This window comes from Amycolatopsis sp. NBC_01286 (assembly GCF_035982555.1).
Lineage (GTDB): Bacteria > Actinomycetota > Actinomycetes > Mycobacteriales > Pseudonocardiaceae > Amycolatopsis.
Genome location: NZ_CP108428.1, coordinates 5537388 through 5562598 on the forward strand (window position 1 = coordinate 5537388; position 25211 = coordinate 5562598).

23 protein-coding genes, 1 tRNA gene and 1 pseudogene are annotated in these 25211 nt (G+C 69.7%); 14 read left to right on the plus strand and 11 right to left on the minus strand.

Features of this window, described 5'->3' with window-relative positions; translation table 11 throughout:
- Window positions 1-329: 329 nt before the first annotated feature.
- The 4 genes from OG570_RS26675 (at window position 330) to OG570_RS26690 (ending at window position 4643) form a co-directional block, all read left to right on the plus strand.
- Complete coding sequence (locus OG570_RS26675; protein ID WP_326951983.1) at window positions 330-1556, plus strand: cation:proton antiporter; 1227 nt, start codon at window positions 330-332, stop codon at window positions 1554-1556.
- Window positions 1557-1595: 39 nt separating this feature from the next.
- The gene (locus tag OG570_RS26680) at window positions 1596-2042 is read left to right on the plus strand and encodes a CBS domain-containing protein (protein ID WP_326951282.1); all 447 of its coding nucleotides are present in this window, start codon (window positions 1596-1598) and stop codon (window positions 2040-2042) included.
- Between the two features lie 19 nt (window positions 2043-2061).
- Window positions 2062-3354, plus strand: a complete 1293-nt coding sequence (locus tag OG570_RS26685) for an ArsB/NhaD family transporter (protein ID WP_326951281.1) — start codon at window positions 2062-2064, stop codon at window positions 3352-3354.
- A gap of 506 nt (window positions 3355-3860) precedes the next feature.
- Complete coding sequence (locus OG570_RS26690) at window positions 3861-4643, plus strand: universal stress protein (protein ID WP_326951984.1); 783 nt, start codon at window positions 3861-3863, stop codon at window positions 4641-4643.
- 13 nt (window positions 4644-4656) lie between these two features.
- Here the strand turns inward: OG570_RS26690 and OG570_RS26695 are convergent, their stop codons facing one another.
- Window positions 4657-6030, minus strand: a complete 1374-nt coding sequence (locus tag OG570_RS26695) for an amino acid permease (RefSeq protein ID WP_326951985.1) — start codon at window positions 6028-6030, stop codon at window positions 4657-4659.
- A gap of 514 nt (window positions 6031-6544) precedes the next feature.
- On the opposite strand from OG570_RS26695, the gene OG570_RS26700 reads away from it, so the two are divergent.
- Genes OG570_RS26700 through OG570_RS26710 form a run of 3 tightly spaced genes read left to right on the plus strand, consistent with a single transcriptional unit; the run spans window position 6545 to window position 9898 of the window.
- Entirely contained in the window at window positions 6545-7915 is a 1371-nt protein-coding gene (locus OG570_RS26700; RefSeq protein WP_326951986.1) for a molybdopterin-dependent oxidoreductase, read from the plus strand.
- Window positions 7916-7925: 10 nt separating this feature from the next.
- On the plus strand, window positions 7926-8930 hold the full coding sequence (locus OG570_RS26705; RefSeq protein ID WP_326951276.1) for a hypothetical protein: 1005 nt from the start codon (window positions 7926-7928) through the stop codon (window positions 8928-8930).
- A complete protein-coding gene (locus OG570_RS26710) occupies window positions 8927-9898 on the plus strand; it encodes a YeeE/YedE thiosulfate transporter family protein (protein WP_326951987.1) in 972 nt (323 codons plus the stop codon). The genes OG570_RS26705 and OG570_RS26710 overlap by 4 nt, the downstream gene beginning before the upstream one ends.
- Before the next feature lie 15 nt (window positions 9899-9913).
- Here OG570_RS26710 and OG570_RS26715 read toward each other — a convergent pair whose 3' ends face one another.
- The 3 genes from OG570_RS26715 to OG570_RS26725 form a co-directional block, all read right to left on the minus strand.
- Complete coding sequence (locus tag OG570_RS26715) at window positions 9914-11752, minus strand: glycoside hydrolase family 15 protein (protein ID WP_326951988.1); 1839 nt, start codon at window positions 11750-11752, stop codon at window positions 9914-9916.
- Between the two features lie 193 nt (window positions 11753-11945).
- The gene (locus OG570_RS26720) at window positions 11946-12203 is read right to left on the minus strand and encodes an anti-sigma factor family protein (protein ID WP_326951272.1); all 258 of its coding nucleotides are present in this window, start codon (window positions 12201-12203) and stop codon (window positions 11946-11948) included.
- Window positions 12200-12856 (minus strand): RNA polymerase sigma factor, encoded by a 657-nt coding sequence (locus tag OG570_RS26725; protein WP_326951989.1) that lies wholly within the window; start codon window positions 12854-12856, stop codon window positions 12200-12202. The genes OG570_RS26720 and OG570_RS26725 overlap by 4 nt, the downstream gene beginning before the upstream one ends.
- 170 nt (window positions 12857-13026) lie before the next feature.
- Here OG570_RS26725 and OG570_RS26730 point away from each other — a divergent pair, with 170 nt between their 5' ends.
- A complete protein-coding gene (locus OG570_RS26730) occupies window positions 13027-14121 on the plus strand; it encodes a hypothetical protein (protein ID WP_326951270.1) in 1095 nt (364 codons plus the stop codon).
- A gap of 32 nt (window positions 14122-14153) precedes the next feature.
- The gene (locus OG570_RS26735; RefSeq protein ID WP_326951269.1) at window positions 14154-15269 is read left to right on the plus strand and encodes a DUF7482 domain-containing protein; all 1116 of its coding nucleotides are present in this window, start codon (window positions 14154-14156) and stop codon (window positions 15267-15269) included.
- Between the two features lie 478 nt (window positions 15270-15747).
- Here the strand turns inward: OG570_RS26735 and OG570_RS26740 are convergent.
- Window positions 15748-16471 (minus strand): annotated as a pseudogene (locus OG570_RS26740) (hypothetical protein); the annotation flags it as partial.
- Window positions 16472-16720: 249 nt separating this feature from the next.
- Between OG570_RS26740 and OG570_RS26745 the strand changes: the two are divergent.
- From OG570_RS26745 to OG570_RS26760, 4 genes are all read left to right on the plus strand, one after another.
- Entirely contained in the window at window positions 16721-17290 is a 570-nt protein-coding gene (locus tag OG570_RS26745; RefSeq protein ID WP_326960165.1) for a TIGR04282 family arsenosugar biosynthesis glycosyltransferase, read from the plus strand.
- The gene (locus OG570_RS26750; RefSeq protein ID WP_326951990.1) at window positions 17287-17961 is read left to right on the plus strand and encodes a class I SAM-dependent methyltransferase; all 675 of its coding nucleotides are present in this window, start codon (window positions 17287-17289) and stop codon (window positions 17959-17961) included. Before OG570_RS26745 ends, OG570_RS26750 begins: the two co-directional genes overlap by 4 nt.
- A gap of 101 nt (window positions 17962-18062) precedes the next feature.
- Window positions 18063-19058 carry a YncE family protein gene (locus OG570_RS26755; protein ID WP_326951991.1) on the plus strand — a complete coding sequence of 332 codons (996 nt, stop codon included), beginning with the start codon at window positions 18063-18065 and terminating at the stop codon, window positions 19056-19058.
- A gap of 68 nt (window positions 19059-19126) precedes the next feature.
- Entirely contained in the window at window positions 19127-20590 is a 1464-nt protein-coding gene (locus OG570_RS26760) for a sulfatase family protein (RefSeq protein WP_326951992.1), read from the plus strand.
- A 132-nt stretch (window positions 20591-20722) separates the two neighbouring features.
- Here OG570_RS26760 and OG570_RS26765 read toward each other — a convergent pair whose 3' ends face one another.
- From OG570_RS26765 to OG570_RS26790, 6 genes are all read right to left on the minus strand, one after another.
- Window positions 20723-21238 carry an NUDIX hydrolase gene (locus tag OG570_RS26765; RefSeq protein ID WP_326951993.1) on the minus strand — a complete coding sequence of 172 codons (516 nt, stop codon included), beginning with the start codon at window positions 21236-21238 and terminating at the stop codon, window positions 20723-20725.
- A gap of 115 nt (window positions 21239-21353) precedes the next feature.
- A complete protein-coding gene (locus OG570_RS26770; RefSeq protein ID WP_326951264.1) occupies window positions 21354-21791 on the minus strand; it encodes a hypothetical protein in 438 nt (145 codons plus the stop codon).
- A gap of 93 nt (window positions 21792-21884) precedes the next feature.
- Entirely contained in the window at window positions 21885-22274 is a 390-nt protein-coding gene (locus OG570_RS26775) for a hypothetical protein (RefSeq protein ID WP_326951994.1), read from the minus strand.
- Window positions 22275-22422: 148 nt separating this feature from the next.
- Window positions 22423-22812 (minus strand): hypothetical protein, encoded by a 390-nt coding sequence (locus OG570_RS26780; protein ID WP_326951995.1) that lies wholly within the window; start codon window positions 22810-22812, stop codon window positions 22423-22425.
- A gap of 89 nt (window positions 22813-22901) precedes the next feature.
- The gene (locus tag OG570_RS26785; RefSeq protein ID WP_326951261.1) at window positions 22902-24146 is read right to left on the minus strand and encodes a helix-turn-helix domain-containing protein; all 1245 of its coding nucleotides are present in this window, start codon (window positions 24144-24146) and stop codon (window positions 22902-22904) included.
- A gap of 194 nt (window positions 24147-24340) precedes the next feature.
- Window positions 24341-24414 (minus strand) — tRNA-Leu (locus tag OG570_RS26790).
- A 174-nt stretch (window positions 24415-24588) separates the two neighbouring features.
- Here OG570_RS26790 and OG570_RS26795 point away from each other — a divergent pair.
- Window positions 24589-25203 carry an ANTAR domain-containing response regulator gene (locus OG570_RS26795; protein WP_247054229.1) on the plus strand — a complete coding sequence of 205 codons (615 nt, stop codon included), beginning with the start codon at window positions 24589-24591 and terminating at the stop codon, window positions 25201-25203.
- Window positions 25204-25211: the final 8 nt, after the last annotated feature.

Here is a 25211-nt window from a genome sequence, read left to right on the forward strand (position 1 = left end):
GGTGGGGCGATCCGATCACACCTTCCTGTGAGAACGCGTCGGAGAGCTGTGCGCCAGCTGTGAATCGGCCATCGCGGACGAATGGGAGGTCGGTGACGACTGGGCCACTTTGGCGTTCCCGTCGAGGTCAGGGCCACCCACGACGTTCGACGCGGGTATCCGGCGGCAGGGAGCCGGGTGACGGCCGCCACACCACGGTGGGAGGCGTCCCCCGGTTTGCCCCGGCCGCCTCTTTGCGGCATCTTTACGCGCAGGAGTGCCGGGAAGTCTGGTCGGCCGGTCCGCGCCCATCCCGGGCGGTGGGCTGATTCACCGACCGGAGGAGTTCGATGGCACTGATCCTCGCCTTCGGCGTCGTGCTGTTGATCAGCGTGTCGCTGTCCGGCGTCGCCGCTCGCACGATCCTGTCCACGGCTTTGCTGTTTTTGCTGGCCGGAGCGCTGATCGGGCAGGGCGGTCTGGGGCTGGTCGAGATCGGGCCGCGGGATCCGCTGGTGACCGTGCTGGCCGACATCGCGTTGTTCACCGTCTTGTTCACCGACGGCCAGCGCGCGAGCCTGCCCGCGCTGCGGGAGGGCTGGCGGCTGTCCGGCCGGGCCCTCGGGCTGGGTATGCCGCTGACCATGATCGGCGTCGCCGTGCCGGCGCACTTCCTGGTCGGCCTGGACTGGCCGACCGCGTTGCTGGTCGGCGCGATCCTGTCGCCGACGGACCCGGTGTTCGCCGCGGCGATCGTCGGCCGTGACGACGTGCCGCTGCGGTTGCGGCGGCTGCTGAACGTCGAGTCCGGGCTCAACGACGGCTTGGCGCTGCCGTTCGTGCTGATCTTCTTGGCCACCGCCGCGCACACCGAGTCGGATCTCGGCACGGTCGCGATCGAACTCGTGCTCGGGCTGGTGCTGGGCGTCGCGGTGCCGGCGCTGGTGTGTCTCGCGTGGCGGTTGAAGGTGCTGACTGCCGAGCCGCGGCTGCAGGCGCTGGGGCCGCTCGCGATCGCGGTGATGCTCTACGCGGGCTGCCACCTGACGCACGCGAACCCGTACTTGGCCGCGTTCGCCGCGGGCTCCACACTCGCGACGCTGGACAAGGTCGCCGCCGAGCACTTCGAGCCGCTTGGCGACCTGCTGTCCGAGATCACGAAGTTCGCCGCACTGCTGGTGTTCGGCGCGCTGATCACGCCGGACCGGCTGTCGCACCTGAGCGTCGGGGCGTGGGTAGTCGCGGTGCTGTCGATCGTGCTGGTCCGGCCGGCCGCGGTGCTGCTGTCGCTGCTGCGCACCCCGATGTCGGGACGGGAACGCTCGACCGCGGCGTGGTTCGGGCCGAAGGGGTTCGCGTCGGTGGTCTACGGGCTGCTGGCCCTGCAGTCCGGGATTCCGGACAGTGAGCTGGTGTTCGACCTGGTCGCGGTGACGATCGCGCTGTCGATCGTGCTGCACTCCTCGACCGACGTCCCCATCGCGAAGATGTTGCGGGTCGAGCCACCGGACAACCTGCCCACCGGGCGTGCGGCCCGGGACGAGGACCGTCAAGAAACCGACAGGAGAAGCCCATGAACCCCGGCGCCCCCGCCTGGGACGTCGTACGCTGGCCCGATGCACGCCCTCGAGATGGCCGAGGAATACCCGGTCGTGGAGCTGGACTCCGACGCCCTGGACGCCGCGCGGCTGCTGGCCGAGCGGCGGCTGCCCGGCCTCGTGGTGACCGACAAGACGGGCTGCCCGCAGTCGGTGCTGCCGGCCTCGGAGGTGGTGCAGTTCCTCGTCCCGAATTACGTGCGCGACGACCCGTCGCTGGCCGGGGTGCTCGACGAGTCGATGGCCGATCGGGTGGCCGACAAGCTGAGTGGCAAGACCGTGCGTTCGTTGCTGCCGGAGAAGGCCACGGAACTGCCCCGGGTGAACGCGGACGACACCCTCGTCGAGGTCGCGGCGATGATGGCCCGGCTGCGGTGCCCCCTGGTCGCGGTCATGGAGGACCGAACCCTGATGGGCGTGATCTCCGCGTCCCGGCTGCTGGAGCTGGCGCTGACGCCGCGCTGATCACCGCGGGGGTGGCGACATGAGCGCCGCGATCGCCGTCACCGTGTTCGTGGTCGCCTACCTCTTCATCGCGACCGAGAAGATCCCGAAGATGGCCGCGGCCCTCGGCGGTGCCGGGGTGGTGCTCGCGCTGGGCGTCAGCGGGTCCGACGACGCGTTCTTCTCCGAGGACACCGGCGTCGACTGGAACGTCGTCTTCCTGCTGCTCGGCATGATGATCATCGTCGGGATCCTGCGCCGGACCGGGGTCTTCGAATTCGTCGCCATCTGGGCGGCCAAGCGGGCCAAGGGGTCGCCGCTGCGGGTGATGATCCTCCTCTGCCTGATCACCGCGGTGGCTTCGGCGTTCCTGGACAACGTCACCACCGTCCTGCTGATCGCCCCGGTGACGCTGCTGGTCTGCGACCGCCTCGACATCAAGCCGGTCCCGTTCCTCATCGCCGAGGTGCTCGCGTCCAACATCGGTGGCACGGCGACGCTGATCGGTGACCCGCCCAACATCATCATCGGCAGCCGGGCCGGGCTGTCGTTCAACGACTTCCTGGTCAACCTGACCCCGATCGTGGCGATCGAGCTCGTCGTGTTCGTCCTGGTGCTGCCTCGCCTGTTCCGGGGCTCGTTCACCGTCGACCCGGCCCGGGTGGCCGACGTGATGGCGTTGAACGAGCGCGAGGCGATCCAGAAACCCAAGCTACTGCTCAAATGCGGCATCGTGCTGCTCGCGGTGTTCGCCGGGTTCGTGCTGCACTCGGTGATCCACATCGAGCCGTCGATCGTGGCATTGCTCGGCGCCGGCATCCTGGTGCTGATCTCTGGAACCGAGCCGGAGCAGTACCTCGCCGGTGTCGAATGGGAAACGCTGCTGTTCTTCGCCGGCCTGTTCATCATGATCGGTGCCCTGGTCAAGACCGGGGTCATCGGGACGCTCGCCGGGCTCGCGGCCGACGCCACCGGCGGCAACGCCCTGCTGGCCGTGATGTTGATCCTGGTGGTCTCGGCGGTGCTGTCCGGTGTCATCGACAACATCCCGTACGTGGCGACGATGAGCCCGCTCGTTCTGGCTCTCACCAACGACATTCCGGACCCGTCGCATTCCGAAGCACTGTGGTGGTCGCTGGCGCTCGGTGCCGACTTCGGCGGCAACATGACGGCGGTCGGCGCCAGCGCCAACGTCGTCATGCTCGGCATCGCCGCCCGGTCCGGTTCGCCGATCTCGTTCTGGGAGTTCACGAGGAAGGGAGCGGTTGTCACCGTGATCACCGTGCTGGTGGCCGCGCCTTATCTGTGGTTGCGCTACTTCGTCTTCGCGTGAGCGCGGAGATACACTGACCGAATCTCGGTTGCCGGAGGTTTCGTCATGGATCACCTCGTCGTCGCGGTGGGTCTCATCGCGGTGTTCGCATTGGCTGTGCTGGCCATTCGCCTCGCGCAGCGGCGGCAGAAGTAGCCAAGACCCGGCGGATCGCAAGGTGACTGTTCAGGTGCCCGGCCGTCCGGCTGCGGAAGGCCGGGCATCGACCGGCGCGGACAGTGGCCGCTCCGCCGGGCAACGCCCCAAGACCGTACTCGCCCGTTGAGCGAAGGTGCCGACCGGATCCGTGCGGGCGTCCGACGGTCGAGGTCGTTGCCAGGGACCTGCGATCCCGGCGCGGAGTGTTCCGCCGGTGTCGGCAGCGAGACGGAGATCCTGTTTCGCGCGATGAGGAGGAACGGTGACGTTGTGGTTGCCCGCGCGTTCGGTCGTCGCCGGGTTCGACGGTTCCGAGCAGTCGTGTCGTGCCGTCGGCTGGGCCGCGGCGCAGGCCGATCGGTGTCACGGTGTGCTGGTGGTCGCCCGGGGCGATCGACTGGGGTTGGCCCGCGGGGCGCTTCCCCGAGACCGCGATCGCTTCGCTCAGTGGCGGCGCCGACCGGCTCCGTGAGAGTGCGAAGGTCCGGCTCGAGGAGATCGTGGCCGACCTGCGGGATACCCACCCGGAACTCGATGTCCGGGACGTGCTGCTCGGAGAGCAGCCGGCTCGCGCCTTGTCCGGCTTCGTGACGAAGGTCGATGCCGCGATGCTCGTGATCGGCCCGCCGGGGGAAAACCTTTTGTCGCGCATGGTGTTCGGCTCCACCGCGACCGAGCTCACCCGGGTACCGGCCCGGCCGGTGGTGGTCGTGCGCGGTTCGCAGGATCCTTCGGTGAGCCGTGGCCCGGTGATCGTGGGGCTCGACAGGGCTTCCGGCAACGGCGCGGTCCTGGAGTTCGCGTTGGAGTTCGCGTTGGAGTTCGCGCAGCGCCATACGGCGCCGGTGCACGTCGTACACGCGTTGGGGGACCGAGGTTTCGGGCACTTGCGACGACGGGCCGCCGACCGGGAGGCGATCATGGCCGAGCTGACGGAGTGGTCGGGGGCCTACCCGGACGTCCCGTTCGAGCACGTGGTCGTCGAGGACCGGCCGGAACGCGCGCTTCTCGCGTGCGCGTCGCGAGCGGCCTTGCTGGTCGTCGGCAGCCGTTCCCGCAGCTCCTTGCGCAGACCTTTGTCCCGCTCGGTGCGCCGAGTGGTGCTGCACCGCGCGGCGTGCTCCGTGAGCGTCGTGGGTACGGCCGGCTGAGGAACAGCCTGGGTCACTCTTCCGCGTCGGCCGCGATGTTGCGGATGCCACGGGGACGTCCGGAACGCACCCACAGCCAGTACAGCGCGGCGGCGATCAGCAGGGCGGCGGCGATGGACACGATCGGGTCTCCCCGGGTGAGGTTGACCGCGAGGGTGAATCCGACCGCGAGCGCACCGGCGAAGTTGATCACGAGGAAGGTGATCCGCCGCTCCCGCCAGGAGAACCGGGCCATCGCGAGCAGCCCGGCGAGGAAGCTGACGAACACCGACGCGGCGTAGAACAGGACGAGCTCCTGGTCCCGGCCCCCCGCGGCCGCCGTGACGAGCGCGGCGGCGGCCATGAAGACCACCACGCCCCAGTACGGCGTGTGGTGGTGGTTGGTCCGGCCCAGCCACCCCGGCAGGATCCCGGTGCTCGTGCCGTCGGCGTGCCGGCGTCGCGCGAGGGCCTTGAACAGCCCCGGCCCGGCCTGGAAGGACGAACTCGCCGCCGACAGCAACAGCAGCGCGGTGGTGAGCTGGAACGCCGCGAACACGGGAGTGGTCGTCGCGGCCCGCGCGAGTTCGGCGATCTGGGTGGTGTCCTGGTGCGGGACGCCGATGCCGAGGCGGACGGCCTGGGCGGTCAGGCCGAGCGTGATCGTGCCGACCACGCCCAGGGTCAGCCACAGGGTGACCCGGCCGAACCGGCGCCGCCCGGGGTCGTCGAGCTGGCCCAGCTGCGCGATCGCCGAGGAGGGGGCCTCGATCCCGGTGGCCAGCGCCATCGCCACCGGGAAGGCCAGGGCCACGGCGACCAGCGGTGAATGGCCGGGATCCGGGGCCGGCCCGGTCGCGGGTGCCGCGTCGGCGAAGAAGGCGGAGATCAGCACGACGACGGCGAGCGCGATGAACCCGACCGTCATGACGGCGAACACGGTGCGGCCCAGGTGCCCGAACCACGTCCCGCCGGCGACACCCACCACGAGTACCACCGCGATGATGACGCGCCAGGGCGCGAGCGCCGGGAAGAAGGCGATCACCGCGGAGGCGCCGGCGGCCGAGCTGATCGCGATGGTCAGCACGAAGTCGACGATCAGGGCGCCGATCGGCACGAAGGCCGTGCCTTCGCCGAAGGCTTCCCCGGTGGCCGCGGCGGCGCCCCCACCCTGGGGGTAGCGGGCGACGAGCTGGCTGTAGTTGACGATCACCAGGACGACGATCGCGACCACCAGGGCCATCGTCGGCAACAGCAGGGCGAGGTCGCCGTGGAGCGCGCGGAGCGCGGCTTCGATGGCGTAGGCGACCGAGGACACCGGGTCGGCCATCACGGCGAACGCGAACGCGAACAGCAACGCGCCTCGGCTGTGCGCCCCAGGGGCACGCCGGCCCTTCAACTGCGTCAACTCGGGGAATCCTCTGCGTCAAGCCGGGCCGGCGGTTCTTTACGGACTTTCAACGCTGCAGGCATGCCCACCCTGGCCGGTCACCAACCGGATCCGGTCGGCCCCGCGCGCATCTTTGCGCCATCTTTACGCGTAGGAGCGCCGGGAAGCCCGGTCGGTCCTGCGCCGTCCGGCGTGATCAGAGGGTGCCGGTGATCGCCTGCAGCCCGAGACTGCTGGTGGCGACCGCGATCCACAGCAGCGCGCCGAGCAGCAACGGCCGCGGTCCGGTTCGCACTCACCGCCGACTTCTCCGCCCGCGGCTACCGGCTCGTCCTTCAGGCCGGCGCGGAACGGTCGGTGTCCGCGATTTCCTGAGTTTCGCCGAGGGCGGGCTGTGTTGCTTGCCGTGACAGCACTCTCTTGCGGCGGCGTGCGTCCCCGGCGAGGGAGTGTCCACAAGAGATCCTTGCGGCTTTCTTACCGGTGAACGCCGACCACGTCCCGGGTGCCGGGGCGGCGTTAGTGTCGCCTGATGGCAGGTGACGGTTCGCTACACGAACGAAAGCCGGAGGACACGCACACAGTTCCCATCGGCGAGGAGCCGCGCTACGGCTTTCCCCGCAAGCTGTGGCGGGCCGTGGAACGGCGTCGCCCACCAGGGCTCGGTGCCACCAAAGCCTGGCGCAGTCCCCTGCGCGGGCCGTGGCTGACGTCGGTGTTCGGTGCTGTTCTCCTGGCCGCGCTGCCGCTGGTGATCATCACCGGCCTGCTGGACTTCATCGCCTACGGTCCCCAGTTCGGCCAAGCCTTCCCCGGCAACGTCGGCTGGCTGCACCTGCCGTACTTCGACTGGCCGACCCGCCCGTCCTGGCTGTTCCGGCTCACCCAGGGCCTGCACGTCGGCCTGGGTCTCGTCGTGATCCCGGTCGTCGTCGCCAAGCTGTGGTCGGTGGTGCCGAAGCTGTTCAGCTGGCCGCCTGCGCGGTCGATCGCGGAGATCGTCGAGCGCTTGTCGTTGCTGCTGCTGGTCGGCGGCATCCTGTTCGAGATCGCCACCGGGGTGCTGAACATCCAGTACGACTACCTGTTCGGGTTCAGCTTCTATACCGCGCACTACTACGGCGCCTGGGTGTTCACCGCCGCCTTCGTGGTGCACGTGACGCTCAAGCTGCCCAAGATGGTGCGCGCGCTGCGGTCGCGTTCCCTGCGCGCGGAGCTGCGGACGTCGCGGGCGGACACGCGGCCCGAGCCGCCCGACGAGAGCGGCTTGGTCGCCACCGCGCCGCGCAAGCCGACGCTGAGCCGGCGGGGCGCGCTCGGTCTCGTGGCGGGCGGGTCGGCGTTCGTCGCGGTCCTGACCGCAGGCCAGACGGTCGGCGGGTTCACCCGCTGGGCCGCGTTCCTGCTGCCGCGTGGCCGCTCCTACGGCAGCGGCCCCACCGACTTCCAGATCAACCGCACGGCGAAAGCCGCGGCCATCACCGTCGCGCAGACCGGGCCGGGGTGGCGCCTGTCGCTGCTGGGCGGGCCACGGCCCGTCCAGGTCGACCGGGCCTCGCTGGCCGCCTTGCCCCAGCGCACCGCGGAACTTCCGCTTGCGTGCGTCGAGGGCTGGTCCAGTACCCAGACCTGGTCCGGGGTGCCGCTGCGGGACCTGGCCGCCCTCGCCGGCGTCCCTGCGCCGGTGACGGCCGTGGTCCGCTCGGTCGAGCGGTTCGGCGCGTTCAACCGGGCCACCCTGCAGGGCAACCAGGTCCTCGACCCTGACGCGCTGCTCGCGCTGCGGGTCAACGGCGCTGATCTGAGCCCTGACCACGGCTTCCCGGCCCGCATCATCGTGCCCGCGCTCCCGGGCGTCCACTGCACGAAATGGGTCGGCTCGATCGAATTCCGGGCGGTGTGACGTGCGCGCGATGACCAGAGCGGCCAAGGCGTTCTACGGTGCGAGCCCGTGGCACCTGGTCGCCCTGCTCGGCTGTTTCGCGGTCGCGGGCTACGCCGTCACCAGGGTTCTCGACGACCCGCTGGCCCTGGTCATGCTCGCGTGGTTCGTGGGCGCGGTGATCGGGCACGACCTGATCCTGTTCCCCGTCTACGCTCTCGCCGACCTGTCGCTGGCGGGTGTGCTGCGGGCAGGGAAGGCGCCGGCGCGGGTGCCGCCGGTGAACCACATCCGGATCCCGGTGCTCGCCACGGCGCTCACGTTCGTCCTGTTCTTCCCCGGCATCATCCGCCAGGGCAGCGAAACCTACGCCGCGGCCACCGGCCTGACGCAGGAGCCGTTCCTCGCCCGGTGGCTGGTGCTGGTCGGCGTCATGTTCGCGACCAGCGGGCTCGTGTACGCAATCCGGGTCCGCGTCGCCCACGCACCGGACCGTCGCAGCCTCGCCCTGGCCCGCGACCGCGTCCGGGACGGCGAACGTGTGCTTGTCGTGTCCGCGGTACCCGGGTCGGAGCCGGACGCCGTCGGCACGGCCGACGCGCTCTACTACCGCGACGTCGACGGCCACTGGGCCCGGGCCGGCTGGGAGGAACTGTCCACTGTGTACGAAGAAGCGGTCCGGAACCTGCTGGTCGTCGAAGGTTTCCCCGGTGGGGAGATCGGACGTGTGACGCTGGAGCCGGCCGAGACGTCGCGGCTGGCCGATCTGGCGCGGACGCAGATCGCCGCCAGCCTGATCAGTACGCAGGCCGTGGACCTGACGGGCGACGTCCGAGCCCTGATCAGCGCGTCCCGGCGCGCGGCTGACGGCCATCTGGTGTGGCACGTCCAGCTGAACGGGCCAGATGCTCCCACCGAGCACCGGGATGCCCTGGTCGACGACGCGATCACCCGGATGGCGACCGATCTGGGGCTGGCCGAGCCCCGAACCACCAGCGGACACCCTGAGCACGACGGAGGAGGCGACCGCGCGTGACCACGATCGCCCTGGTCACCGGCGGCGTCGCCGGCGTCGGGATGGGTTACGTGCTGCAACGCGCTCAGCTGTGTTTCCGCGCCACGTTCTCCGGCGTTCTCGAGAGACGGTTCCTGCTGGGTCGCGGCTGGCTCCTGGGTGTGGCGATCAGCTCCGTGGGCCTGTCGGTGCTGTTCCTGACCCCGCTCGGCGACGGCCTGAACCGGGGCCTCCCGTTCGCGCCGGTCGCCGATGTGGTGGGTGGTGTGGTGATCGGCGTCGGGATGGCCGTGGCCGGGACGTGCGTCTCGGGGCTGTTCTTCAAGCTCGGGTCGGGCATGCTCGGCTGCCTCGCCGGGCTCGGCGGCTGGGCGGCCGGTGAGCTCGCCGCCCGGCAGGTGGTGCTTCCCGGGCCGACTGTCCTGCCGGTGGGAGCCGGAGCCACGTTCCCCGCCTTGCTCGGCGTCCCTCGGCTGGCGTTCGCGGTCGTGTTCCTGGCGGTCGTGGGTGTGGTCCTGTGGCGGTGGCGCGCCGCGGAGCGTCCGCGGCCGGGGCAGTGGGACTGGCCGGTCGCCGGTGTGGCGCTCGGCGCGGTGACGATCGCGGGCTGGGTGCTGGCCGGTGTCGGTGGCGCGGGTTTCGGTCCCAGCACGGTCGGTGCGGTGGCCGGTTTTGCCGCCGGTGCGCCGAACTGGTGGCTGACGGCGTTCCTGCTGGGCATCGTCGTGGGCGCCGCGGTCGCCGCGCGGGTCAGCGGGGAGTTCCACGTCCGTGGGGAACGTCCTGTCCGCTACGTCCGGCTGGTCGCCGGCGGTTTCCTGCTCGGTGCGGGTGGCTGGGTCGCCGGTGGCTGCAACCTGGGTCACGGGCTCTCGGGCGTGGCGCAGCTCAACGTGGCGTCGTGGGTCGTCGTGGCCGCCATCCTCGGCGGGATCGCGCTCGCGCGAGGTGTGCGGGCCGTGGTCGTCCGCTCGGCGAGCCGGACCTGACAGGCCGCGGCCGGCTCACCCGGGCGTGCCCGTAGCCGCCCGTTCCTCGGCGTCGGCCAGGGCCTGGGCCGCGGTGACCAGCCCGAGATGGCTGAAGGCCTGCGGGAAATTGCCGAGCAGGTCGCCGGTCTCGCCGTCGACCTGCTCGGCGAACAGCCCGAGCTCGGTCGCGCACTGGGTGGCGCGGTCGAGGACGGCGCGGGCCCGGTCGGTCCGGCCGGTGACGGCCAGCGCGTGGGCCAGCCAGAACGTGCACAGCACGAAGGTGCCTTCGGCGCCGCCGATCCCGTCGTGCCCGCGGTAGCGGTAGAGCAGGCCGGACCGGTCGGTCAGCTCGCGCTCCACGACGTCGATCGTGGCGAGCAGCCGGGCGTCATCGGGGGCGAGGAACCCGGTCGTGGCCAGCAGCAGCGCGGAGGCGTCGAGGGCGCCGGAGCCGAAGAACTGGGTGAACGCGCCGACCTCGTCGTTCCAGCCCTTGGTGAGGATCTCTTCCCGGATCTCGCCGCGGACGGCCGACCACGCGGCCACGGTGTCCTCGTCCAGGTGCAGGAGTTCGCGCATCGCCAGGCCCCGATCGAGCGCGACCCAGCACATGAGCTTGCTGTGCAGATAGGGTCGCGCCGGGCCGCGGATCTCCCAGATGCCCTGGTCGTCGTCGGTCCAGCTGGCGGCTGCGGTCCGCACGGCGGCCACGAGGAAGCCGCGGGTCGCCGCGTCCAGGTCGCCCAGCTGTTCGCGCAGGGTGTGCGCCGCGTCCAGCAGGGCCCCGTAGACGTCGAGCTGCCGTTGGCGCCAGGCGTCGTTGCCGACCCGCACCGGACTGCTGCCCCGCCAGCCGGACAGGTGGGGCAGCTCGCGCTCGGACAGGTCGAGCTCGCCGCCGATGCCGAACATGATCTGCAGGTCCAGCCCGCGGTCGAGCTGGGTGGACGCGGCCGTCGCCAGGAAGTCGAAGAACCGGCCGGCTTCGTGCGGGCAGGCGGCGATCCACAAGCCCTGCAACGTCATGCTCGCGTCGCGCACCCACGTGTAGCGGTAGTCCCAGGTGCGGCCGGTGCCGATCCCTTCGGGAAGGCTGGTCGTCGGCGCGGCCACCAGCGCTCCCGTCCGCGCGTGGGTCAGGCCCTGCAGGACGACGCCGCTGCGGTGCACCAGTTCGCGGTGCGGACCGTCGTAGCGCTGGTGCAGGTCCGACCAGCTCCGCCAGGCCGACTCGGTGGCGGCGAGAGCTCGGCGCACCTCGCGGGCACTCCACGGCGCCGGCTCCGGATCCCAGGCGCCGGCTTGCGTCAGAGCGAACGCCAGGTCTTCGCCTTCGTTCAGCGTGAACGTCGCCGTCGCGGTGGGCGTCACGCAGTCCATGGGCAGCCGGGTGCTCAGTACGGTCACCGTCGCGCCGCCGTGGGCGACGACGCCGTGTGACGTGGTGGCGAGCCGGGGGTGGATCAGCCCGAACTCCGGGCGTGGGGCGAACTCGATCCGCACCCGGACCGTTCCGCGGACGCAGCGGGCGAGCCTGAGCAGGACCCCGGGCGAGTCGTGCCCGAGCTGGTGCCCGTGGGCGTGTTTGCCCAGCGCCAGCGCGTCGGTCACGACCAGGGTTCCCCCGGGCGTCTCCCAGGTCGTGTCGAGCACGAGCCCGGACGGCCGGTAGGCCCACCGGGTCGCCGAGCCGCCGGCGGCCGGTGCGATCAGGAAGTGTCCCGCGGTGTCGTCGAGCAGCCGCGCGAGCACCGGTGCGCTGTCGAACCGCGGGAGGCACAGCCAGTCCACCGACCCGCCGCTGGTGACCAGTGCGGCCGTGCCGCAGTCGGACAGCAGCGCGTGCTCGCGCAAGGGTGTGTCGCTCATTCCGGACCTTCCCGGTTACGGCCGCGTGCCGACACTCAATTCCGCGACCGTTCATGAATGGAGTTCGTTCCCGCGGCGGTGCGGGGTCGCATCGCCGGAAATCATCATCGATCACCCTATCGGCAGCGCCGCCCCGAAAACGTTTCCGCGGGCTCGCCGTCATCACGGCGTAAGAGTTTGCGGCACCGGAGCTTCATCGTCGGTGCAAGGCGTCCAGCACGGTGTCCAGCAGCCCGGCCGGCAGCGACTCCGGCGCGCCCGGCCGGACGGCGTGCCGGCGCTCGGTGAGGGCGATGGTGGCGCGCAGCTGGGCAAGGTAGGCCGCGCAGTTCTCGCACAGCGCGAGGTGCTCGCGCACCCGGCGATGCTGTCGCGGGCTCAGCGCTTCGTCGAGGTAGGCGGTGAGCAGGCCCACGAGCCGGCGGCAGGTCACGGCGTCGGCGCGGTTCACGAGATCGTCCCTTCGGTTTCCGCGGCCAGGTGCCCTTCGATCGCGGCGCGCACGGTGGATCGCGCCCGGTGCAGGAGGACGCGCTGGTGGTTGGCGGTGATCGCGAGCAGGTCGCACACCTCGTCGGCGTCGCAGCCCAGCACGTCCCGCGCGGTGATCACCTGCTGCTGACGGCGGGGCAGCGTGGCGATCGCCGAGTCGATCACGGCTCGCAGGTCGGCCGCCTGCAGCCGCTCGCCGGGGAGCAGATCCCACCGCGGGAGCGGGCAGATCCAGCCACGAGCGCTCCCGGCGGTCCGTGCCGGGTGGAACCGGGCCGGGTCGACGGACGGCGCGTGATCTTCGCGCCACACCTCGGTGAACGGCAACGCCCGGCGTTCCCGTTTCCCGGCGTGCCACGCCGTGCGCACCAGGATGTGGAACACCCAGGTGCGCAGGCTCGACCGGCCTTCGAACCGGTCGAGCCCGGTGAGCACCGCCAGCCAGGTGTCCTGCACCACCTCCTCGGCCACTTGGCGGCTGGGGACGTGGGTGACGGCCAGCCGCAGCATCGCGGGGGTCCACCGTCGCACCAATTCGGTGAAGGCGAGTTCATCACCAGAGCGCAATCGCCGAATCAGCAACCGTTCTTCGTCGACCTGTTCCACTACCACAGGGAGGCCAACGCGGCCGGGACCCGGATTGGTGGACGCCGGGCCGGGCGGTTATTTCCCGGTAAGAGTTCTTACGGCCGCAGCCGGACGGGCCCGCCGGCTGTAATGCCACGCGAAGCGGGGCCACTAGGGAGGCGCAACGGATCGTTTTCTCTTATCCGGAGGTCATGATGAAGAAGATCCCTTTGCCCGGAAACCGCCGGCGGGTGCTCGCCGCGGCACTGCTGACGGCCGCCGCGACCGGGCTGACCGTGACCGGCGGGGCCGAGGCGAGCGGCGGGCCGGGAGGCGGCGGATCGGACGGCTTCACCACCGACATCGTCAGCGCGATCGCCGTGAACCCCGGCAACGAGACCGTGACGCTGCCGCTGCTGCAGGGCAGCCACAACGGACAGCCGGTGTACTACGTCGTCACCGACGACTCGAACCAGGCCGACGCCGCCGCCCGCGGCGTCGACTACGCACCCAAGCTGGCGCACGCACTCGGTACGGCGGCAGTGCAGACCGTCTCCGTCGCGAACGGCGTGGTGCAGTTCCCGGGGATCGTCGACTTCGCCCCCACCAGAGCCGTCACACCCGGGCCGGCCGGCAACGAGTTCGCCGGCGGCAGCTACACCCCCGGCGCAAACGGGGACGGTACCTACAGTCCGCTGATCACCACCGGCAACGGCACCGTCCTCAACGCCAGCCAGATCGCCGACGCCAGCGGCGTGCACGACTCGGTGATGTCCATCGACTACGCCCGCCACCAGGTCACCTTGCGGTCGTTCTTCGGCTTCTGGAACGGCCACCGCACGCTCTACCTGCACCTCGACGCCTCATCGCCGGTCGTCGCCGCGGCCGAAGGATCCACCTACGCCCCGAACCTCGACGCGGCACCCGCCCCGGGCTCCAACGACCCGGACACCTCGGCGCGTTCGGCGATCATCCCGGTCGTCAACGGCGCGGTCGGCACCGGCGACCCGAACCGGCAGGGCCTGAACTCCGCGCTGCGCGGCGAAGGCGACCCGGACAACATCAACCAGGAGATCCCCGGCCAGGGCAACGGCCGCTACAGCCCGGTCTGGGACGTCACTCCGCTGAACTGGACCCAGGCCGCCATCGACTCCGGCCGGCGTGTCCTGCTGACCAGCGCGAGCCAGGTCGCGGGCGCGTTCGCGCACGGCTGGATCACCAGCGCCGGCACCGGTCCGGCCAACGCCGGGCTCAACGGACTGCGGTCCGGCCCGTTCATCTCCAACTGTCCCATCGTCGCCGTCGCCTGACGCGCCGAGCCCTGCGAACCCAGGAGCACGAAATGCGTGAACCCTTGTCCCGGCTGGTCCGCACAGCCGCGTTGGTGTCGCTGGTCGGCGGCGGGATCGTCCTGTCGGCCGGCCCGGCGTCGGCCCTCGAACCGTCCGAGAGCGAAGTCCTGCCCAGCGCCATCTCCTTCGACGGCCACGCTGGCCTGCCGCCGTCCACCGCGCAGACCGTCACGTTGCCGCTGCACGTCGGCACCGGCCCGGACGGCCGGCTCGTCTACTACATCGTCACCGAAACCTCCAGCGCGGCCGACGCGGTCGACCGCGGCGTCAACTTCTCCCCGAAACTGGCCAACGCCCTGGGCACGCCGGCCGTCCAGTCCACCGGTACCGATCGTCTCGGCCGGGTGCGGTTCAGCGGCACCGTCGACTTCAGCCCCACCCGCGCCGTCACGCCCGGAGCCGCGCCGACCTACTTCCCGCCCACGTCGGCCACACCGGGAGCCGTCGGCGACCCCGGCTACAGTCCACTCACGACGGACGGCGACGGCGTCGTGGTCAACATGCCCCAGGTCGCCAACTCCTCGGGCCAGAACGACAGCGTGGTATCCATCAACAAGGTCACGCTCCGGGTGACCCTGAGCCTCTTCGGCGGCTTCTACGACGACCACCCGGTCCTCTACATCCGCACCGAAGCGTCGGATCCTCTCCTCGCCGCCATCGAGTCGAGCACCTACGCACCCAACCTGAACGCCGCGCCGGGACTGGCGAGCGACGACCCCGCCACCTCGGCGCGGGAGGCGATCGTCCCGATCGTCAACGGTCCCACCGGGATTGGCAACCCGCAACGGCAGGGCCTGAACTCCGCGCTGGCCGGCGAAGGCGCGCCCCTCAACATCATCCAGGAGGACCCGGCCCCGCCCGGCGACGACTCGAGCCCGTTCTACAGCCCGGTCTGGGACGTCACCCCCGGCGTGTGGACCGACGCCGCGATCACCTCGGGCGCACGCACCCAGCTGCGCAGCATCACCGAGGCCGAGCAGCAGGCCCACGACGGGAACCTGATCAGCTTCGGCAACGGCCCCCGCAACGACCACGTCGATCTCAACGCCGCACAGTTCGTTTCGTTGTGTCCCGTCATGGCGGTCCTGCCGATTCCAGGCATCTGACGTCCGAATCCTTGCCCATCCCTGCTCTCTATGGAGGTTTCCGATGACTCAGCCCACACAACCGGACCGGACAGCGAAACCGCGTCGCGCGGAGGGCGCTGACCGCGGCCACCGCCCTCGCGGCCGCGGCCGGCTTCAGCGTTCTCGCGGCAGGCCCGGCGTCAGCACTGGGCGGTGAGACGTTCGGCTGCCAGATCCCTCCCGGCCCGGCCGGCTCCTACAGCTCGAACTGCCACAATAGTGCCAAATGGCACCACGGCGGGTTGCCGGATCGAAACCTGTCCGGTGACGACTTCATCCCCGTGTCCGTGACCCTGACCCAGGGCTCGGCAGCCGAGACCCTGACCGCATACGCCACGATCATTCCCGTGTGCGGCAAAGTGTACTGCTGAGCAGAAGAAGATTCCGCTGCGGACGGAACAACTGTGATGGCGGGTCGCGGCCCGCCATCACAGGGTCGCACGATGGGACGGGCCGGCTACCAGTTCGTCAGGATCAGGTGGTTGACCAGCAGCGCAGTGACTGCTTGAGCGGCGAGCCACCATCGGCGAGAAACCGGTGGGCAGGGCTGTCGCGGGGAGCAGTCACACCCCGAACGGCAGCCAGATCCGTTCCGCTTCGGCCTTGTACAGCCCCGAGACGTCGGCGAACACGACCACCACGACGGCGGCGAGCACGATCAGGACCAGCTGGTCGTTCAGCAGGGCGCGCTTCGGTCCCGTGTGGACGGTGACCGCGGCGGTGCGGCGGATCCCGGCGACGACGGCCGGACCGCACGCGATCAGGAAGGCCGCGACGTCCGCCCACACCCAGTACGAGTACGGCCGCAGATGGGCGATGCCCTGCTAGTAGCGCTCGACCACGAGGTGGTACCCGTCGAGTCACCAGAAGCCGGCGAAGGCGAAGACCGCGACCACGAGCAGCGCGGCCGGAACAACTACCGCGGCCACTTGCCAGCGCCTGCCCGAGACCAACACGGCGAGTGCCACGAGCCCGAGCAACACCAGCCCGTAGGACAAGAAGACGCCGAATCCGAGCAGCAGCACCCCGCACGCTGCGGCAGGCGCCGCGTGCCGCCTGCCGTTCGCGAACCCGGCCGCCGCGAGAGCCAGGAGCGCGATGCCGGTCGCGGTGACCCCGGCGAAGAGGCCGTCCGCCGACGCGCCGATCCACACCGCGCCGGGCGTCAGCACGGCCCGCGGATTCTCCTCGCTCATCGTGGAGAACCTAAGGTCGCCGGCGGCGCATCCGTCCGAGACTGATCCATTCCGTCACGAGACGGTAAGAACTATGTCATTCGCGGTGGCCTAGAGTGCGTACGCGAATACCCGACTTTCCCGCACGCGAAAATGCCGATTATCCGGATGCACGGAATACCCATTTGTGCCCAGGTGCAAGCTGCGGTCGCAGCGGCATCGAATGACGACTATGACCAGGATGTGGACGTGACAATGCCGGATGTGGTGCTGCTGGTCCTCGCGAAAGCGCCGTGCCCTGGACGGGTGAAGACCAGGTTGTGCCCGCCGGCGACGCCCCGGCAGGCCGTGCGGATCGCGGCGGCCTCCCTCCTCGACGCGCTGGAGGCCGTGCAGGCTGCCGAAAGCGCGCAGCCGGTCGTGGCGATCACCGGTGACTTCGCGGACGGCGAGTCCGCCGACGAGCTGCAGTCCGCAGCGAACGGTCTGCCGCTGATCCGGCAGCGAGGCGAAACCTCGGTGCTGGTCGACCGGTGTCGTCGCACATTGCTCGGACCCGATGTGGACGCTCTGCTGGGGCGCGCCCTGGATGGCGGGTGGTGGATCCTGGGCCTGCACGATCCGGTCGCGGCCACGGCGGTCGAACCGGTACCGATGTCGCAAGTGGACACCGGAACGCGGACGCGGAAGGCGTTGCAAGACAGCGGCCTTCGTATTTCCGACGCGCCGATTCTGTCCGATGTGGACACGATCGCCGACGCGTTCGCCGTGGCCGATCCCGTGCCGGCGTCAAGGTTCGCCGCGGCCGTGCGGGAGGTGTCGTGAACACGCCGGTGCGCCAGGCCGGCTGCACGCACGAGGAGTCCTTCGATCCCGCCTTGCGCGGTGATAAGACGTTCTTGGAGCTGGACGACGGCAGGACAGTGCGGCTGAGTGCTGGACGCTGGTCGCGTTCGGCCTGTCGTGGTGACCGTTGGCTGCTCGATCGGTGCTGGGGCACCACTGTGGACCTCGGCTGCGGGCCGGGCCGGCTCGTCGCCGCTCTGGTCGAACGCGGCCTCCCAGTACTCGGCGTGGACGTTTCGGCGCTCGCGGTCCGGCACACTCGCGATCGCGGAGCGCCCGTGGTGCAGGCCGATCTGTTCACCACACTGCCCAGGGAAGGCGAATGGGCCACGGCCTTGCTGGCCGATGGCAACCTCGGCATCGGAGGTGACCCACTGCGGCTCCTTCGCCGGGCGCGGACGCTGGTCCGTGCCGGTGGGCAAGTCCTGGTTGAACCAACCGCGTCCTGGAGCGGGCACTGGCAAGGCCAGGCGCGTCTGGGCGATCACGACGGTTCGCCCGGCGGCTGGTTCCCGTGGTCAGTGCTCGGCCTCGACGCGCTGGGATCGCTCGCCGCTCCCGCCGGCCTGCGGCTGGTGGAAACCCACCGTGGCCGCCGGCGGCAGTTCGCTCGATTCGTGCGCACCGCCGAAGAGCCACGACCGTCCTGACGGATCGGGCGATCTTACGGCGCGCTTACCGAACGCTGCGGCGGCCGCTCGGTGCCGCTCGGGTGCCTAACGTGGGCTTTCTTCGTAGGAAAGAGGTTTCGGTGCGTCTCGTTCCGTGGTGCCTGGCTGTCGTCCTCCTCGCCGGCTGCTCGAGTCCGGTCGCGGACAAGCCCGCCGAGCTGCCGCCCGCGGCCGAGCCCGCCGCCGCTCCCGGGGTGGCCCGGCCCCCGGCCGGCCAGGTGCTGCCGATCGGCGCGTCCCCCGAAGGTGTCGTGGCCGACGCGCGCACCCACTTGGTCGCGGTCGGTGTCCGCGAGCCGAACGCGCTCGCCCTCGTCGACGCGCGGACCGGGCAGGTGGTGAAACGGGTGCCGCTGCCCGGCTGGCTGCGGCACCTGCAGCTGGCCGGGCCCGGTGGGCCGGTGCTGGTGCCCGACGAGACGTCGAACTCGCTGCTGACCATCGCCCTGCCCGGTGGTGAGGTGACCACGACCGTGGTGACCGGGGTGGTCCCGCACGACGCCACCCGGGCCGCCAACGGCTCGTACTTCGTGGCCAATGAGCTGGGCAAGAGCGTCGTCGTCGTCCGCGACGGGCACGTCGTGCACACCTTTTCCGACGTCACCCAGCCCGCCGGGCTCGCCGCGGTCGGCGACCTCGTCGGGCTGGTCGACGTCCGGCAGAACGACCTCACCGTCTACGACGCGGGGGCGTTGCGGCAGGTCGGGCGCGTGCCCGCCGGGGCGGGGCCCACGCACGTGCTCGCCGACAAGCGCGGGCACCTCGCCGTGGCCGACACCCGCGGCAACGCCGTCCTGCTCTACCGGCTCACGCCGCGGCTCGAGCAGATCGGGAAGCTGGCGCTGCCGGGGACGCCGTACGGGATCGCCTACGACCCGGTGCGCGACCGGATGTGGGTGACGCTGACCGCGCGCAACGAGGTGGTCGGCATCGACCTCTCCTCCGGTACGCCGACGGAGGTCGTGCGGCTGCCGACGGTCCGGCAGCCGAACACGGTCGGTGTGGATTCGTCGACGGGGCGGCTGTTCGTCACCGGCACGGCCGACGGCGTCCTCGAGCTGATCGACCCACGCTGACGGCCGCCTTTACCGAACCCGAACACAACACTGATCGGGCTCTGTGGTCGCGGCCCTAGCGTGCAGGCATGTCTTACCGTGCTCGTCTGCTTCTGACCTTTGCGCTGGTCGTGGCGCTGGCCTCGACCGCCGCGGCCTGCACCACCGACAGTTCTCGGCCCGCCGTCGTTTCCGGGGCGGCGGGCAGCAGGCCGAACATCGTCCTCGTGCTCACCGACGACCTGTCGATGAACCTGCTGCAATATCTGCCGCACGTGCAGGACATGGCCCGCAATGGCACCAGTTTCGCCAACTACACGGTCACTGATTCGCTGTGCTGCCCGTCGCGGTCGTCGCTGTTCACCGGGATGCTGCCGCACGACACCGGCGTGTTCACCAACGGCGGCATAGACGGCGGCTACGGAGCGTTCCACGGCCGCGGCGACGACAAGTCGACTTATGCGACGACGTTGCAGCAGGCCGGGTACCGCACCGCGATGATGGGTAAGTACCTCAACGGCTACGACCCCAAGACCAACGGGGTGCCGCCGGGCTGGAACGAGTGGGACGTCGCCGGCAACGGTTACGGCGAGTTCAACTACGACCTCAACGAAAACGGAACGATCAAGCACTACGGCAAGGCGCCCGAGGACTACCTGGTCGACGTGATGGCGGGCAAAGCCGCGCAGTTCGTCACCGATACGGCTGCCGCGCACACGCCGTTCGCGATCGAGCTCGCCACGTTCGCCCCGCACGGCCCTTACACGCCGGCGCCGCGCGACGCCGACGCCTTTCCCGGCCTCACCGCGCCGCGCGGGCCGGCGTTCGACACCCTGCCGTCGTCGGCGCCGCCGTGGCTCGCGTCCCGCACACCGTTGACGGACAAGGAAAAGAAGGCCATCGACAAGGCGTTCCGCAAGCGCGCGCAGGCCGTGCAGTCGGTGGACAAGATGATCGGCACGGTCCAGGACGCGCTGGACAAGGCCGGCGTGCGCGGCAGCACGGACATCGTGTTCACCTCGGACAACGGCTATCACATGGGGGAGTACCGGCTGACCCCCGGCAAGCAGACGGCGTTCGACACCGACGTGCACGTGCCGCTGGTGGTCGCCGGACCCGGTATCCCCGCCGGCGTCACGGTGAACCAGCCCGTGGAGAACATCGACCTGCGGCCGACGTTCGAGGCACTGGCCGGTGCTCCGACGCCGGCGCAGGTGGACGGCGAGAGCTTGGTGCCGCTGCTGACCGGGGCGACGCCGGGGGCGTGGCGCACGGTCGGGCTGGTCGAGCACCACGGTCCGGACTTCGACAAGACCGACCCGGACAAGCCGAAGAAGAACAGCGGCAACCCGAGTACCTACGAGGCGATCCGCAGCGCCACCTACACCTACGTCGAATACACCGACGGCACCAAGGAGTACTACGATCGCGGCACGGATTCGCAGGAACTGCACAACACCGCGGCCCAGCTGCCGCCGGACACGGCGAAGCAGCTGCACGACACGCTGCAAGCCATGATCTCCTGCCACGGAGCCACTGCCTGCCGGCACTGATCGAGTAACAGGCTCCGGGCATGTCGCAGCCGAAGGGCTCCAGCGTGACGGCTTCGGCCTCGGGCTCCGATGGTGGTGAGCTCTGGGTCTGGACGGTCCGCAGCGATTTCATGAGCGGTGAGCGGCGAGGATTCAGTGTCCTGCTAGGGCCGGCACGGCCGGATGCGGCCAGCCCTGCAGGCCGAACCGCTCGTCGCGACGGTAGAGTTCCACGCCGGCGTGGGTGTACGGCACGGTGTTCTCGGGGAGCGAGTCCTTCGGGAACCAGGCGATTTGTGAGCACTTGTGCGGCTCGGCGTTGCGCGGCTCTCCTCGCCAGCGCCGAGCGCGAAAGAAGAAACCGACCCGAGCCTGACCTTCGGGGTTGCGGTAGTGGACGGTGGTGACCATCTCGAGGTCGTCGCGATCCAGTTCGACGTCGATTTCTTCGCGGGCTTCGCGGATGATGGCCGCGACCATGTCCTCGTCGGCTTCCAGCTTGCCGGACGGCAGGTTCCATTGGCCGTCGGCGTATCCGGTGCCCTCGCGCCGGGCGAGCAGGACTTGCTCGTCACGATCCAGAATCCCGAAGGACGAGCGCAGCGAGATCAACAAGCTGGCCGCGCCGACGCCTGCCCAGCCGACGCCCGAACCAGAGGCAGCAAGCAACGTCGTCGCGTTTCGGTCGCGCCGGAAGCCTGCCTAGCTGCCGCTGTCCCGCGACGAAACGCCCGACCCCACCGAGTTTAGACCGGGGTCGGGCGTTCTCGCGTCTACGGGCCGTCTAGGACGGCGGAGCAAGCCGCTTCGCGCGCTCCGTCAGCGACGCCTGTCGCTCTTGCTCAGCGCGCTTTTCCTGGTCCTCGGCCGTCTTTTGCGCCTGCCGCTCAGGAATGATGGTCTCGATGTAGATCTGGTTGGCGCGCTCGACGATTGCGTCTACCTCGGCAACGGCACCCTCAAGATCATCATCAGACTCGATGTTGAACCAGACTGTTGGATCCGAGATCGTGCCTGGGTGTCCGGCGCGCTTCACATTCAATCGCACATCGATCGATCGGCGGATGCCTTGCTGTGCCTTGTCTGCCCGATTGAACGACTGAATCCAGTCGCTATCTGGCCACGCGCTGAGCGTAAAGCTCACCTGCGCCGAGCCATTGGCGCCTCTGGCGTGTGGCTCTGGGTGCGCCGATCGTTTGATCGGCTCGAACTCGTCAGTCACAGCTTCATCGACTCCTCACACTCCCTGCCCTCCCCGCCGGGCTCATCGTCGCACGCCTGTTCGAGGTCAGCCAGTGGACCCGCCGACGCTGGCTTATGCGGCATCGCCTTCGGCCTTAAAGAGTGCGGACGAGAGCCGGTAGAGTTGAGGGCTCGCGTTCGAGTCCTTCTCCACGACACCCTGGGCGATCAACGCTTTAAGCGTCAGGTGCACATTGGGCTGTTCGCGATTCATGTTGCGCGCCAACACGCCCATGTTCGTCCACTCCGGGTAGTACGAAGCCATGTGCTCAACAAGCGTTGCTTGTGTTGGCCCGAGGGACGGGTGGAGAGCGCGAGCGCGGATGACAGCTTCTTCGGGGGTGGTCGTCGGTGCCCCTGACCCCTTATCTTGGCTTAGAGCTACAGCACGCTGACGGAACACGGCGCTAGCCGCGTCAAGCGCATCGGCGCAGGTCTTGAGGAACAAAACGTCCGGAGTCATGACATCTCCCTTGCTTGACTATGAACCCCAATATATGGCCCTATAGCGACTTTCGTCAAGCATGGAACCGGCCCGGACACTTCAACCGATCGGGGGTCGGCGGAAGGTTCCGGGCCGGACGACACAACGTGCGGGACGCTGTGCCGGGCTAGTTCGGCCGAAGTGGCCGGATGCTGACCGGGGTGCGGCCATCGAGCGGGATGCGGCAAGCCGGGGGCGCGGGGATGAGGTTCCGGGGCTCCGCAGGCGAACCGGGGCGCGGCAGGGATAACACGGCGCGCAGGACCCACGCGGCCGACTTGTCGTCGCCGTACACCCACGTCACGCACTCCGGTGCGAGCACGTCCGTCCGGTAGTCGGCGGGAGTGCGGTAGGCGACGGCGGACTGTTCGTCCCGGATGATCGCGACGTCGGCGCAGTCCTGCCACGCGAAGTGTGCCGCCATCCACTCCGGCCGCAGACTGTCCCGCCCGCCAAGGTGCAAGATCCACCGCTCCTGCCGGAGCTTCTCCAGCCAGTAGTCGACTTCGCCCTTCATCGCTCTGCGCTCGCAAGTTCGATCACGCAGAGCAGTCAACCGTCAACCCGGCGTGGCAGGGTTTGCAGAGTGCTAACCCTGTCCGCTCGCTAGGCGCTGGGCGCCATCCCGAACCGGTGCCGGAGGCTCCCCAGTTCCCATGCCTTGCGTCGTGCGCGGCCCTCCAGAGTCTCCAGCAGGGCGCGCGCTACGGGGTCGTGCCGGATGCGTTGGGGAGCGATCCGGTCCGCTGTGTCGAGATGGCGGAGAGCCGCGTTATCTCGGTCGCCTTCGGCCTGCGCATAGGCACGGGCGAAGTCGAAGTGCAAGGCCGCGCGGCGGTCGGCGGTGTCCAGCCCGTCGAGGTGGCCGGGAATCTGTTCGAGGTCTTCGGCCGCCTGCGGACCGCGCTCCAATTCGACGGCGACCGAAAGAGACCAGGCGCGCACGTTCGCCGGACCAAAGCTGAACCATAATTGGTTCTGTTCGCCAGTTCGATCGGCCAGTTCGCTTGCCATTTCGAGGTGGCTTAAGGCTTCGTCGGAGCGCTGATCTTTCGCGGCCATCTGGGCGGAGGAGAGGTGCAGCATTCCGGCTGCCTGGGCGCTGGAGGTCTCCGGGGCGGACGGGTCCGCGTACTCCTCGATCCCATCCAGCCCGCCTGCCGCTACTTGCTGGGCGCGTCGCCGTGCGCCGAGACGGCTTAGGGCGCTGGTGCTCGTCATGGCGGCGAAGGCGCGTAGCGCTGGATCTTCGGCCCGGCTGGCGGCATCCTCCGCACGTCGGGCCGCGAGCACGGCCAAGTCAAGGTTGCCTAAGTTCCGAGCGACGCCGGACGCGACGAAGCACGCTTCGGCGAGCGCAGCCAGCGCCTTTCGGCGTGAATCGGATTCACCAGTGACGGATGCTATATGTAGCTCAACGAGGAGTTCGCCCAGCTCATGGCCGGCCATGGAATACAAATTGTTGGCGGTGTATTCGTTGGCTTTCGCGGCTAGCTCGGCCAATTCGTGAACCGGGCGCGCGGGCAAGTCGGGAACGTCGTCAAGTGTCGCGTCATACAACGCCACAGAGATAGCGGGCAGCGTGGCCAGCGCGTCGGCGCTGTCCCGGTCCGCCGGTAGATAAGGCTGGCCAGTGAGGTCTGATACCGAGCAACCGAGAGCGTCGGCAAGGTTCTCCAGCAACCCCCGGCGCTCGAAATGCCGCTTGCCGGTTTCGAGTTGAGAGAGGTACGGCTTGCTGATCCCGGCGAACCCGGCCGCTACGTCCAGCGACAGGCCGCGCCTACGCCGGATCATCCGAACCCGCTGGCCGATCTCTGACGGCAGCGGAGCGGGCTTCTTCGGTGCCATGTCGGCCGCCTTTCCGCGTGTGGGCGTCGCCACTAACGGTACCTATGCGACTGGGCACGTGCGGAATACGGAGGCGCTGGCCTGACGGCTGCCTCACCCCCGAATCCGACCGGTTCGGGGGCGGTTCGGGGATTCGATCTTCAGAGTGACCAGAGTGGACCTTTGAGACCGGGTCTGACCAGGCGTTTTGCGAGTGCCCCCGGTGAGATTCGAACTCACACTGGACGGGTTTTGAATCCGTTGCCTCTGCCAGTTGGGCTACGGGGGCTTGGCATGGTGACTCTACGGGATCACCGCACGCGGGGCGTGGTCGGGGGCGGGGTGTCGCGCTGGCCACTACGTGGTGAACGCCATCTCTTCAACTGGATCGTTCCCGGTAGGCTTCAGGCTTCGCGGAACGCCGCGAAACCGAACGTTCCGCCGAGTCTTCAGGAGGACCCCGGTGACCGATCAGGCTACCGAGGCCAACGGTGCCGCCACCGTGCCGCAGCGTCGGGTGCTCGTTGCGGAGGACGAGGCGCTCATCCGGCTGGACCTCGTCGAAATGCTGCGTGAAGAGGGTTACGAGGTCGTCGGTGAGGCAGGGGATGGCGAACAGGCCATCGCGCTGGCCACCGATCTCAAGCCCGACCTCGTGATCCTCGACGTCAAGATGCCCAAGCTCGACGGCATCGAGGCCGCGTCGAAGATCACCGGCGATCGGATCGCGCCCGTCGTGATCCTGACCGCCTTCAGCCAGCGTGACCTCGTCGAACGGGCGCGGGACGCGGGCACCATGGCCTACCTCGTCAAGCCGTTCGCGAAGCGTGACCTCGTGCCGGCCATCGAGCTCGCCGTCAGCCGGTTCTCCGAGCTGCAGGCCCTCGAAGCGGAGGTCGCCGGCCTCACCGACCGGCTCGAGACGCGGAAGGTCATCGACCGCGCCAAGGGCCTGCTGATGAGCCGGCAGGGCTTGACCGAGCCGGATGCCTTCCGGTGGATCCAGCGCACCGCGATGGACCGCCGGACCACGATGAAGGCCGTCGCCGAGGCGGTCGTGGAGAGCATCGGGACCTAGAAACGACG